This window comes from Streptomyces sp. NBC_00223 (assembly GCF_036199905.1).
Lineage (GTDB): Bacteria > Actinomycetota > Actinomycetes > Streptomycetales > Streptomycetaceae > Actinacidiphila.
Genome location: NZ_CP108109.1, coordinates 333,161 through 345,947, shown reverse-complemented (window position 1 = coordinate 345,947; position 12,787 = coordinate 333,161). Strand labels below are relative to the sequence as shown.

Sequence of the window (12,787 nt, the reverse complement as noted above, 5' to 3'; positions counted from 1 at the left end):
TCTCCCCGGCCCGTCCGCCGCCCCGGCGCCCGCGCCCGTGCCCGTCGTCAGAAAGTGCGCCATGACCTGTCACTGCACAGACCCCGCGGCCGCTCCGGCCGCCGCCCCCCACCCGCTCGACCCGCTGACCGCCGACGAGATAGCCGCCGCCCGCGCCGTACTGGAGGCCGCGGGCAAGGTCGGCGGGACCACCCGCTTCCCGCTGGTCCTGCCGGACGAGCCGGACCGCCGTACGGTACTGGCCCACCGCGAGGGTCACCCCTTCTCCCGCCGGGTCCGGGTCACCCTGCTCGACACGGCCACCGGCCGCTCCGCCGAGGCCCTGGTGGACGTCACGGCGGGTCTGCTGCTGTCCTTTCGCGACCTGGACGCGAACGCCGACGGCCAACCGCCGCTGCTGTTCGAGGAGTACGAGACCTGCGACGAGATCGTCAAGGCCGACCCCGGCTGGCGGCAGGCGATGGCCGACCGCGGCATCACCGACACCTCGCTGGTCATCGCGGCCCCACTGGCGGCGGGCAACTTCGGCGAGCCCGCGGAGACCGGCCGCCGGATGCTGCGCTCGCTGACCTTCCTGCGCTGCACCGAGGGCGACAACCCCTTCGCCCACCCGGTCGGCGGCCTGGTCGCCGACGTCGACCTCACCGAGCGCCGGGTGATCCGGCTGGTCGACACCGGCATCGTCCCCACCCCGGTCGAATGCGGGCGCTACGAGGCCGAGTTCAACGGCCCGGCCCGCACCGATCTGCGCCCGCTGGAGATCACCCAGCCGCAGGGCCCCTCCTTCACCCTCGAAGGGCCGGTGCTCAGCTGGCAGAACTGGCGGCTGCGGCTGGACTTCAACGCCCGCGAGGGCCTGGTGCTGCACCAGCTCACCCACCGCGACGGCGACCGCGAGCGGCCCGTGCTGCACCGCGCCTCGATCGCCGAGATGGCCGTCCCGTACGCCGAACCCGACGCGGCCCGCAACTGGGTCTGCTACCTGGACGCGGGCGAGTACCTGCTCGGCCGGAACGCCAACGCGCTGCGCCTGGGGTGCGACTGCCTCGGCGAGATCGCCTACGTCGACGCGGTGGTCGCCGACGACCTCGGCCGTCCCGAGACGCTGCCGAACGCGATCTGCGTCCACGAGGAGGACACCGGCCTGCTGTGGAAGCACACCAACATCTTCGACGGCTTCCGCGCGGACAGCCGCCGCGCCCGCCGCCTGGTGATCTCGTACATCGCCACCCTCGGCAACTACGACTACGGCTTCTACTGGTACCTCCACCAGGACGGCACGATCGCCTTCGAGGCCAAGGCGACGGGCCTGCTCCAGACCTCGGCCGTCACGCCCGGCGCGGGCTCGCCGTACGCCACCGAGGTCGCCCCCGGGCTGCTCGCGCCCTACCACCAGCATCTGTTCTGCGCCCGGCTCGACGTGGCGCTCGACGGCCCGGCCAACACCGTCGAGGAAGTGGACCTGGTACGGCTGCCGACCGGCCCGGACAACCCGCACGGCAACGCCTTCACCACCCGCGCCACGACGGTCGCCGACAGCGGCGAGGCCGGCCGGGTCGCCGACCCGGCGGTGGGGCGGCGCTGGCGGATCAGCAACCCGGGATCACTCAACCGGATGGGCCGGCCGGTCGCGTACACCCTGCTGCCCGACGCCGGGCCCGTGCTGCTCGCCCAGCCGGGCTCACCGGTCGCCGAGCGGGTCGCCTACGCCACCAAGCACCTGTGGGTCACCCGCTACCGGCCCGAGCGCCACTACCCGGACGGCGACTACCCCAACCAGCACCCCGGCGGCGCGGGCGTCGCCCAGTGGTCGGCGCCCGGGGAGCCGCTGGAGAACACCGATCTGACGGTCTGGCACTCCTTCGGCCCCACCCATCTGCCGCGTCTGGAGGACTGGCCGGTCATGCCGGTCGACGTGTGCGGCTTCAGCCTCAGGCCGACCGGCTTCTTCGACCGCAACCCCGCGCTCGACCTGCCCGCCGAGAGCGGCGGCTCCGGCGGCCACTGCCACGTGTAGCGAGGGGCCGGCGTCCGTCCGGGGGGCTGACTGAGCGAGCGCTCAGTCAGCCCTTGCCAAAACTGGAACACGTTCTTACCATCACGCTTGTGACATCAGAACGGCCGGCACGCTCACGGGCCCCCTCCGCGTCCGGTCCGCTGGCAGGAGTCCGCGTGGTGGAGCTGGCCGGGATCGGCCCCGGCCCGTTCGCCGCCATGCTGCTGGCCGACCTCGGCGCCGATGTCGTCCGCGTCGACCGGCCCGGCGGCGCGGGCCTCGGCATCGACCCGGCCCACGACCTCACCCACCGCAACAAGCGCGCCGTGCTGGTCGACCTCAAGGCCGACGGCGGACCCGGGACCGTACTGGACCTGGTGGAGCGCGCCGACATCCTCATCGAGGGCTACCGCCCGGGCGTCGCCGAGCGCCTGGGCGTCGGCCCCGAGGACTGTCTGCGGCGCAATCCCCGGCTGGTCTACGGCCGGATGACCGGCTGGGGGCAGGACGGCCCGCTCGCCGCCACCGCGGGCCACGACATCGGCTACATCGCCGTCACCGGCGCCCTGGACCTCGCCGGCCCGCCGGACGGCCCGCCCGTCGCGGCCGCCAATCTGCTCGGCGACTACGCGGGCGGCTCCCTGTACCTGGTCACCGGTGTGCTCGCCGCACTCCACCACGCCCGCGCGCACGGCGAGGGCCAGGTGGTGGACGCCGCGATCGTGGACGGCACCGCCCATCTCACCTCGATGATCCACGGCCTGCGCGCCGCCGGGGCCTGGCAGGACCGCCGCGCCGCCAACCTCCTCGACGGCGGCGCCCCCTTCTACGGCGTGTACGCGACCTCGGACGGCGGCCACATGGCGGTCGGCGCGCTGGAGCAGCGGTTCTACGACGAGTTCACCCGGCTGCTCGGCCTGTCCGACGAGCAGGCCGCGCTGCGCGACGACCCGGCGCGCTGGCCCGAGCTGCGCGCGGCGGTCGCCGCCCGCTTCATCAGCCGCACCCGGGAGGAGTGGACGGATGTGTTCACCGGGGGCGACGCCTGCGTGGCGCCCGTACTGTCGCTCGCGGAGGCACCCGGCCATCCGCACCTGGCGGCCCGGGGCACCTTCACCGAGGCGGCCGGGGTCGTGCAGCCCGCGCCCGCGCCGCGCTTCTCCGCCACGCCGACCGCCGTACGCCGCCCGCCCGCCGGACCCGGCGCGCACACCGCGGAGGTGGCCCGCGACTGGGCGGTCCCCGCGCTCACCGACCCGCCGGGCGGCACCGGGCCCGCCACGGAATCCGGGCCCGCCACGGAATCCGGCCCCGGCCCCGCCATCGACTGACGCCCGCACCGCACCCTCACCGAAAGGCACGACGTTGAGCACCGAGGCCTACGTCTACGACGCCGTACGCACCCCGCGCGGGCGCGGAAAGGCGAACGGATCACTGCACGGCACCAAGCCGATCGACCTCGTCGTCGGCCTCATCCACGAGCTGCGCCGCCGCTTCCCCGGCCTGGACCCGGCCGCGATCGACGACATCGTGCTCGGCGTCGTCAGCCCGATCGGCGACCAGGGCTCCGACATCGCCCGGATCGCCGCCATCGCCGCGGGTCTGCCCGACAGCGTGGCGGGCGTCCAGGAGAACCGCTTCTGCGCCTCGGGGCTCGAAGCGGTCAACCTGGCCGCCGCCAAGGTCCGTTCCGGCTGGGAGGACCTGATCCTGGCCGGGGGCGTCGAGTCGATGTCCAGGGTCGCGATGGGCTCCGACGGCGGCGCCTGGGCGATGGACCCCATGACGTCCTTCGCGACCGGTTTCGTCCCCCAGGGCATCGGCGCCGACCTCATCGCCACCCTGGGCGGCTGGAGCAGGCACGACGTCGACACCTATGCCGCCCTGTCGCAGGAGCGGGCCGCCGAGGCGTGGAAGGAGGGCCGCTTCGCCCGTTCGGTCGTACCCGTCCTGGACGTCAACGGCCTGACCGTCCTCGACCACGACGAGCATCTGCGCCCCGGCACCACACCGGAGACGCTCGCCGGGCTCAAGCCGTCCTTCGCCGACATCGGCGACCTGGGCGGCTTCGACGCGGTCGCGCTCCAGAAGTACCACTGGGTGGAGAAGATCGACCACGTCCACCACGCGGGCAACTCCTCGGGCATCGTGGACGGCGCCGCCCTGGTCGCCGTCGGCAGCCGCGAGATCGGCGAGCGCTACGGGCTCACCCCGCGGGCCCGGATCGTCGCCGCGGCCGTCTCCGGCTCCGAGCCGACCATCATGCTCACCGGCCCCGCCCCCGCCTCCCGCAAGGCACTGGCCAAGGCCGGGCTGACCATCGACGACATCGACCTCATCGAGATGAACGAGGCCTTCGCCGCGGTCGTGCTGCGCTTCGCCGCCGACATGGGCGTGAGCATCGACAAGGTCAACGTCAACGGCGGCGCCATCGCCCTCGGCCACCCGCTGGGCGCGACCGGCGCGATGATCCTCGGCACCCTCATCGACGAGCTGGAGCGCCGCGACCTGCGGTACGGGCTCGCCACCCTCTGCGTCGGCGGCGGCATGGGCGTCGCCACCGTCGTCGAGCGCGTCTGACCGCCCGTCACCCTCCCTCCCGCCTACGGATTCCAACGGAGCCACCCGACCATGAGCGAGTCCACCACCATCCGCTGGGAACAGGACACGGACGGCATCGTCACCCTCGTCCTGGACGACCCCGGCCAGTCCGCCAACACCATGAACGCGGCCTTCGCCGACTCCCTCGACGCCACCCTCGACCGCCTGGAAGCCGAACTCGACGGCATCCGCGGGATCATCGTCACCTCCGCCAAGAAGACCTTCTTCGCGGGCGGAGACCTGCGTGACCTGATCCGCGCCACCCCCGAGGACGCCGAGCGGGTCCTCGCCGGATCGCTGCGGATCAAGCGCGGCCTGCGCCGCCTGGAAACCCTCGGCAGGCCCGTCGTCGCGGCCATCAATGGCGCGGCCCTGGGCGGCGGTTACGAGATCGCGCTCGCCTGCCACCACCGGATCGCGCTGGACACGCCCGGCACGAAGATCGGCTGTCCCGAGGTCACCCTCGGCCTGCTGCCCGGCGGCGGAGGCGTGGTGCGGACCGTACGGCTTCTCGGCATCGCCGACGCGCTGCTCAAGGTGCTGCTCCAGGGCCGTCAGTACGCTCCCGGGCCGGCCCTCGCGGCCGGGCTGATCCACGAGGTCGCCGCCGACCGCGACGCCATGCTCGCGAGCGCCCGCGCCTTCGTCCACGCCAACCCCGAGGCGCGGCAGCCCTGGGACGTGCCCGGCCACAAGATCCCCGGCGGCACCCCCAAGAGCCCCGCCTTCGCCGCCAACCTGCCCGCCTTTCCGGCGAATCTGCGCAAGCAGCTCGCGGGCGCGCCCTATCCCGCGCCGCGCGACATCCTCGCCGCCGCCGTCGAGGGCGCCCAGGTCGACTTCGCCACCGCCGAGGTCATCGAGGCCCGCTACTTCACCGGGCTGGCCTGCGGCCCCACCTCGAAGAACATGATCCAGGCGTTCTTCTTCGACATGCAGGCGGTCAACTCCGGTGCGCGGCGGCCCTCCGGGGTGCCCGCCCGCCAGGTCACCAGGGTCGCCGTGCTCGGCGCGGGCATGATGGGCGCGGGCATCGCGTACTCCTGCGCGCGGGCCGGGATCGACGTGGTGCTCAAGGACGTCTCCGCCGAGGCCGCCGCGCGCGGCAAGGCGTACTCCGCGGGGCTGCTCGACAAGGCGCTCGCCAAGGGCCGTACGACGCCTGAGAAGCGGGACGCGCTGCTGGCCAGGATCACACCGACCGCGGACCCGGCCGACCTCGCGGGCTGCGACGCCGTGATCGAGGCGGTCTTCGAGGACGCCGGGCTCAAGCACAAGGTGTTCCAGGAGATCCAGCACATCGTCGCGCCGGACGCCCTGCTGTGCACCAACACCTCCACCCTGCCCGTCTCGGCGCTCGCCGAAGGCGTCGAGCGGCAGCGGGACTTCGTCGGCCTGCACTTCTTCTCGCCGGTCGACCGGATGCCGCTGGTGGAGATCGTCCGCGGCGCGGCCACCGGCGACGAGACACTGGCCCGCGCCTTCGACCTGGTCCGGCAGATCCGCAAGACCCCCATCGTGGTCAACGACTCGCGCGGCTTCTTCACCTCCCGGGTCATCGGCCAGTTCCTCAACGAGGGCGTCGCCATGGTCGGCGAGGGCGTCCCGGCCGCCTCCGTCGAGCAGGCGGCGGCGCAGGCCGGCTACCCCGCCAAGGTGCTCGCGCTGATCGACGAACTCACCCTGACACTCGGCCGCGGCATCCGCCGCGAGGCCCGCGCGGCGGTCGAGGCGGCGGGCGGCAGCTGGCGGGAGCACCCGGCCGAGCGGGTCGTGGACCGCATGGTCGAGGAGTTCGGGCGGCCCGGCCGCAGCGGCGGCGCGGGCTTCTACGAGTACGAGGACGGCCGCCGCACCCGGCTGTGGCCGGGCCTCGCCGAGCACTTCGGGACGGCCGGGGGCGCCGCCGAGGTGCCGTTCCGCGACATGCGGGAAAGGATGCTGTTCGCCGAGTCGCTGGACACCGTACGGCTGCTGGAGGAGGGCGTCCTGACCTCGGTCGCCGACGCGAACATCGGCTCGCTGCTGGGCATCGGCTTCCCGGCGTGGACCGGGGGAGTGCTCCAGTACATCAACGGCTACGAGGGCGGGGTCGCCGGATTCACCGCCCGGGCCCGGGAGCTGGCCGCGCGCTACGGCGAGCGGTTCGCGCCGCCCGCGCTGCTGGTGGCCAAGGCGGAGAGCGGGGAGATCTTCAGGGACTGAGCGGCGCGGGCGGGTCACCAGGTGGGCGATCCTCACCGGCCGCGGGCCGCCCGCCTCGTACGCTGGCCCCCGTGCGCCTACGCCTCGCCGCCCTGCGCCCGCCGCTGTGGGCGGCTCTCCTCGCCCTGCTCGCGTGCTGTTCGGCGTGCTCGGGCGGCGGAGGTGACCACCACCCGCCGGCCGGGTCGTCCGGCGTCGGCGACCGGCTCTTCCCCGACGCGGGCAACGGCGGCTACGACGTCACGCACTACGGCCTCGACCTGTCCTACGACCCCGGCTCCGGGCGGCTGCGCGGCACCGCGGTGATCAGCGCGACGGCCGACCGGGAGCTGAGCGCCTTCGACCTCGATCTCGCCGGGCTCACCGTCGACAAGGTCACCGTCGGCGGCCGGACGGCCGGTGTGCACCGCTCCGGCACCGAGCTGACCGTACGGCCCGCGACGCCGCTCGCCCGCGGGGAACGCTTCGAGACGACCGTGACGTACGGCGGGGTGCCGGACCTGCTCAAGGACCCGGACGGTTCGCACGAGGGGTGGTTCCGCACCGACGACGGGGCGCTGGCGTTGGGGGAGCCGGTCGGCTCCATGGCGTGGTTCCCGGGCAACGACCACCCCTCGGACAAGGCGGCGTACGACATCACCGTCGACGTGCCCGCGGGGCTGACCGTGGTGTCCAACGGCGAACTCGTCGACCGCCGTGACTCCGGCGGCCGCAGCGCCTTCCACTGGCGCACGGACGCGCCCATGGCGACGTATCTGGCCACCGTCGCCATCGGGCACTACGACATCACCCGGTCCCGTACCCCCGACGGGGTGCCGCTGTACGTCGCCGTGGACCCGCGCTCCGCCGACGCCGCGACGGACGCGGCGGTGAAACGTATCCCCGAGATCCTGGACTGGGAGAGCGGGCTCTTCGGGCCGTACCCCTTCGCGTCCTCGGGCGCGATCGTCGGCCACCTGCCGCGCGGGTCGGTCGGCTACGCGCTGGAGACGCAGAACCGGCCGGTCTTCCCGGGCGACGGAGCGCCGCCCGCGCTGCGGACGACCACCTTGGCGCACGAGCTGTCCCACGAGTGGTTCGGCGACTCGGTCACCCCGAAGTCCTGGCAGGACATGTGGCTCAACGAGGGCTTCGCCACCTATGCGCAATGGCTCTGGCAGGAGCGCGAAGGCGGCCCGTCCGTCGACGAGAGCGCCGCCAGGGCCTTCGCCGACCCCGCGAACTGGGCCTTCCCGCCCGACGCCCCGCCCTCGGCCGCGGCCGTCTCCGCGCCCCCGGTCTACGGGCGCGGCGCGCTGGTCCTGTACGAGCTGCGCAGGGCCCTGGGCGAGCGGACGTTCGCCGCCCTGCTGCGCGGCTGGCCCGCCGCCCACCGCCACGGCAACGCCTCGACGGCCGACTTCACCGCCTTCTGCCGCGAACTGTCGGGCAACGACCTGACCGCGCTCTTCGCCACCTGGCTCCACGCCTCCGCGAAGCCCGCCCACCTCTGAGCCCGGCGGCGTGGCCGGTCAGCGCAGGGGGGCGCCGACCGTGTGCATGTGGGTCAGGGCCTGGGCGAAGGACTCGACCAGGCCGGTCTCGGTGTAGGAGACGCCCAGTTTGCGGCAGTGCGCCCGGACCAGCGGCTGGGCCAGCCGCAGATGCGGCCGGGGAAGACTCGGGAAGAGGTGGTGCTCGATCTGGTAGTTGAGGCCGCCGAGCATGAAGTCGGTGACCGGGTTGCCGCGGACATTGCGCGAGGTCAGCACCTGGCGGCGCAGATGACCCCAGCGCGCGCCCTCCTCCGGCATCGCCATGCCCTTGTGGTTCGGCGCGAACGCGCACCCCAGGTGCAGCCCGAACAGCGCGTGGTGCAGCGCCGCGAAGGCGACCGCCTGCCACAGCGGCAGAAACGTCAGCAGCACCGAGGCGTAGACGACCACATGGGCGACGAGCAGCCCGCCCTCGACCATCCGGTCCCGGGTCCCCATCCGCCGCAGGTCCTGGAAGCTGGCCACCTTCAGCGCCAGCCCTTCCAGCAGCAGCATCGGGAAGAACAGCCACGCCTGGTACTTCGCCAGGAAGCGCGCGAAGCCCTCCCGCTCGACGGCCTGCGCACGGGTCCACACCAGCGCGCCCACCTCGACATCCGGGTCCTTGCCCACGTGGTTGGGGTTGGCGTGGTGCTTGTTGTGCTTGTCGGTCCACCAGCCCGCGCCCATACCGAGCAGCAGATTGCCGTGGAAGAGCGCGATCGCCCGGTTCGTGTCCCGGCCGCCCGCGATCTGCTGGTGCCCCGCGTCGTGCCCGACGAAGCCGGTACGCGCCGACAGCACCGCGGCCGGCAGGGCGAGCGCCAGCACCCACCAGGTGCCGGTCCCGCCGACCAGCACCACCGCCACCCACACCGCCGCGAACATCAGCAGGTTCAGCGTGATGGAGCGTACGTAGTGGCCGGTCCGGCGCCGCAGCAGACCGGCCTCCCGCACCTGCCGCAGAAGCGGCGCGAATTCGCTGCCGGCCTCTGCCGACGGCGCCCTCCCGGGCGCTTCGATGAGTGTGCGGGCAACAGTGGCCATGGGCGCTCCTCGGTGTTGGGCGGTGTCCGGCACACGGCCCGACGGGCCGTACTACGACGCTACGAACCACCGCTCGTCCCGGACCATGGCGCCATCACCCGGATCCCCGGGGTGCCAGACCCCCTGATAACCGGGGGATATCCCTACCTGCGCGCTGCCAGGATGTCCTGCATGACCACGAACGATCTCTGCCCGGCCGCCGCATGGACGGCCGCGCCCCTTTCAGTGTTGCACCCTGACGCCGAGAACCTGCTACGTCGCTACTACACCGAACTGATCATCCGCTATTACGGCCGTCCGACCGACGACGAGGAGGTGGCGGCCGTCCTCGCCGAGGAGCCCAGCGACGACCTGACCCGCCCGACCGGCGAATTCCTGGCCGCCCACCTGGACGGCGTCCCCGTCGGCTGCGTCGGCGTCCGTGTCCTCGACGTCCTCGACGCCTCTAGCGTCGAACTGACCAGGATGTACGTCGCTCCCGAGGTCCGCGGCCGGGGACTCGCGGACACCCTCGTCGGCGCGGCGGAAAGCGTCGCCCGCGACACCTTCGGCGCCCGCGTGATCCGCCTCGACACCCGCGCCGACCTGGTCGAGGCCCGCGCCCTGTACGCCCGGCACGGCTACACGGAGATCGACGCGTACAACGACAGCCCGTACGCGGACCACTGGTTCGAGAAGACGCTGGGCTGATTCCCCTACGATGCTGGCAACATCCCAGCGTCCGAGGAGCGAGATCATCAGCGGCAACGGATCGGTCGAGGCCAGGATCGCCGAAGAACTCGGCGTACGCGAAGGGCAGGTGCGGGCGGCCGTCGACCTGCTCGACGGCGGGGCGACCGTGCCGTTCATCGCCCGCTACCGCAAGGAGGTCACCGGCACCCTTGACGACGCGCAGCTTCGCACCCTGGAGGAGCGGCTGCGCTATCTGCGGGAGCTGGACGAGCGGCGCGCGGCCGTACTGGAGTCCATCGAGTCGCAGGGCAAGCTGGACGACGCGCTCAAGGCGCAGATCCTGGCCGCCGACTCCAAGGCCCGCCTTGAGGACATCTACCTGCCGTTCAAGCCCAAGCGGCGCACCAAGGCGCAGATCGCCCGTGAGGCGGGCCTCGAACCGCTGGCCGAGCGGCTGCTCGCCGACCCGGGCCTGGACCCGCAGACCGAGGCGGCCGCCTACGTCTCCGCCGACAAGGGCGTCCAGGACGCGGCCGCCGCCCTGGAGGGCGCCCGCGCCGTCCTCACCGAGCGCTTCTCCGAGGACGCCGACCTGGTCGGCGAGCTGCGCACCCGGATGTGGACCCGCGGCCGGCTCATGGCGAAGGTCCGCGACGGCAAGGAGGAGTCGGGCGCGAAGTTCGCCGACTACTTCGACTTCGCCGAGCCCTTCACCAAGCTGCCCTCCCACCGGGTGCTGGCGATGCTCCGCGGCGAGAAGGAGGACGTGCTCGACCTCACCCTCGAACCCGAGGAGCCCACCGAGGGCCCCAGCAGCTTCGAGCGCCGCATCGCCCAGAACTTCGGCATCGCCGACCGGGGCCGCCCCGCCGACAAGTGGCTCGCCGACACCGTCCGCTGGGCCTGGCGCACCCGCTTCCTGGTCCGCCTCGGCATCGACCTGCGGGTCCAGCTGCGCCAGCAGGCCGAGGACGAGGCCGTACGGGTCTTCGCCGCGAACCTCCGCGACCTGCTGCTCGCCGCGCCCGCAGGCACCCGCGCCACCATGGGCCTCGACCCGGGCCTGCGCACCGGGGTGAAGGTCGCCGTCGTCGACGACACCGGCAAGGTCGTCGCCACCGACACGATCTACCCGCATGTGCCCCGCAACCGCTGGGACGAGTCGCTGGCCACCCTCGCCCGCCTCGCCCGCGAGCACCGTGTCGACCTGATCGCGATCGGCAACGGCACCGCCTCGCGCGAGACCGACAAGCTCGCCGCCGAGCTGATCCGCCTCCACCCGGACCTGAAGCTCACCAAGGCCGTCGTCTCCGAGGCCGGCGCCTCGGTCTACTCCGCCTCGGCCTACGCCTCCGCCGAGCTGCCGGAGCTGGACGTGTCGCTGCGCGGTGCCGTCTCCATCGCCCGCCGGCTCCAGGACCCGCTCGCCGAACTCGTCAAGATCGACCCGCGCTCGATCGGCGTCGGCCAGTACCAGCACGACCTGTCCGAGGTGAAGCTCTCCCGCTCCCTGGACGCGGTCGTCGAGGACTGCGTCAACGGCGTCGGGGTGGACGTCAACACCGCCTCCGTACCGCTGCTGCGCCGGGTCTCCGGCATCACCGAGGGCCTGGCCGCCAACATCGTCGCCCACCGCGACTCCCACGGCCCCTTCCGCGCCCGCAAGGCCCTCAAGGACGTGGCCAGGCTCGGCCCCAAGGCGTACGAGCAGTGCGCGGGCTTCCTTCGCATCCAAGGAGGCGACGACCCGCTCGACGCCTCCAGCGTGCACCCCGAGGCGTACCCGGTCGTACGGCGGATGAGCGCGAGCGCAGGGACCGGCATCGCCGACCTGATCGGCAACGGGACCGTGCTGAGGTCGCTGCGCCCGCAGGAGTTCGTGGACGACTCCTTCGGCCTGCCGACCGTCACCGACATCCTCACCGAGCTGGAGAAGCCCGGCCGCGACCCGCGCCCCGCCTTCAAGACCGCCGCCTTCAAGGAGGGCGTGGAGGAGATGAAGGACCTGCGGCCCGGAATGCTGCTGGAGGGCGTGGTCACCAATGTGGCCGCCTTCGGCGCCTTCGTGGACGTCGGCGTCCACCAGGACGGCCTGGTGCACGTCTCGGCGCTGTCCGACTCCTACGTCTCCGACCCGCGCGAGGTCGTCAAGCCCGGGGACATCGTGCGCGTCAAGGTGCTCGACGTGGACCTGCCGCGCAAGCGGATCTCGCTGACACTGCGGCTGAACGACGAGGTCGGGCCCGCGCAGCGCGGTGACCAGCGCGGCGGCTCCGGTGGTGGTTCCGGCGCGGGTGGCGGCTCGGGTGGCGGCGAACGCCGGGGGACCCCGCCGCGCCAGGGCGGCGGCAGGGGCCAGGGCCAGCGCCGCGGCGGCCCCGGGGCGTCCGCGGCCGCGCCCGGCGGCGCGATGGCCGACGCCCTGCGCAGGGCCGGACTGACCGGCGGCAAGTGACGGGGAACCCTTACGGCCCGCGACGCGTTCCACATGGTAGGCAGTACCAGGACGCGGCGTGGGCCGCCGTGAGGCGAAGGCGGGGAAAATGTCGAATCGAGCGAAGCTCGCCATCGGTGGCGTAGCGGTGGGTCTGGTGCTCTTGTACTGGATCCCCCTGTGGGTGTTCTTCCTGATCATCGTGGGTGTGCCGGCGGTGGCGTACCTCACCCTCGACCCCTCGCAGCGGCGTCGGCTGCGCCGGGCCGGCCGGCGGCAAATCGGTCGCTGAGCCGCCGACCCTCCGGATAGGGTGCG

General features: G+C 73.2%; 9 protein-coding genes. 8 read left to right on the top strand and 1 reads right to left on the bottom strand.

All coding sequences use genetic code 11. The annotated features are described in order from the left end of the window. Window positions 1-61 precede the first annotated feature (61 nt). From OHA30_RS01525 to OHA30_RS01505, 5 genes are all read left to right on the top strand, one after another. Window positions 62-2,017, top strand: a complete 1,956-nt coding sequence (locus tag OHA30_RS01525) for a primary-amine oxidase (protein ID WP_328911943.1) — start codon at window positions 62-64, stop codon at window positions 2,015-2,017. A gap of 89 nt (window positions 2,018-2,106) precedes the next feature. Continuing rightward, window positions 2,107-3,327, top strand: coding sequence for a CaiB/BaiF CoA transferase family protein (locus OHA30_RS01520; protein WP_328911942.1), 1,221 nt, complete (start codon window positions 2,107-2,109; stop codon window positions 3,325-3,327). Between the two features lie 34 nt (window positions 3,328-3,361). Then, window positions 3,362-4,576 carry an acetyl-CoA C-acetyltransferase gene (locus OHA30_RS01515; RefSeq protein ID WP_328911941.1) on the top strand — a complete coding sequence of 405 codons (1,215 nt, stop codon included), beginning with the start codon at window positions 3,362-3,364 and terminating at the stop codon, window positions 4,574-4,576. A 51-nt stretch (window positions 4,577-4,627) separates the two neighbouring features. After that, a complete protein-coding gene (locus tag OHA30_RS01510) occupies window positions 4,628-6,802 on the top strand; it encodes a 3-hydroxyacyl-CoA dehydrogenase NAD-binding domain-containing protein (protein WP_328911940.1) in 2,175 nt (724 codons plus the stop codon). 71 nt (window positions 6,803-6,873) lie between these two features. Beyond that, window positions 6,874-8,295, top strand: a complete 1,422-nt coding sequence (locus tag OHA30_RS01505; protein WP_328911939.1) for a M1 family metallopeptidase — start codon at window positions 6,874-6,876, stop codon at window positions 8,293-8,295. Window positions 8,296-8,313: 18 nt separating this feature from the next. On the opposite strand, the gene OHA30_RS01500 is transcribed toward OHA30_RS01505, so the two are convergent. Beyond that, a complete protein-coding gene (locus OHA30_RS01500; RefSeq protein ID WP_328911938.1) occupies window positions 8,314-9,363 on the bottom strand; it encodes a fatty acid desaturase family protein in 1,050 nt (349 codons plus the stop codon). Window positions 9,364-9,534: 171 nt separating this feature from the next. Between OHA30_RS01500 and OHA30_RS01495 the strand changes: the two genes are divergently transcribed. The 3 genes from OHA30_RS01495 to OHA30_RS01485 all read left to right on the top strand — a co-directional run bounded on the left by OHA30_RS01495 (window position 9,535) and on the right by OHA30_RS01485 (window position 12,761). After that, the gene (locus OHA30_RS01495; protein WP_328911937.1) at window positions 9,535-10,053 is read left to right on the top strand and encodes a GNAT family N-acetyltransferase; all 519 of its coding nucleotides are present in this window, start codon (window positions 9,535-9,537) and stop codon (window positions 10,051-10,053) included. A gap of 10 nt (window positions 10,054-10,063) precedes the next feature. Then, window positions 10,064-12,490, top strand: coding sequence for a Tex family protein (locus OHA30_RS01490; RefSeq protein WP_328911936.1), 2,427 nt, complete (start codon window positions 10,064-10,066; stop codon window positions 12,488-12,490). An 88-nt stretch (window positions 12,491-12,578) separates the two neighbouring features. Continuing rightward, window positions 12,579-12,761, top strand: coding sequence for a hypothetical protein (locus OHA30_RS01485; protein ID WP_328911935.1), 183 nt, complete (start codon window positions 12,579-12,581; stop codon window positions 12,759-12,761). Window positions 12,762-12,787: the final 26 nt, after the last annotated feature.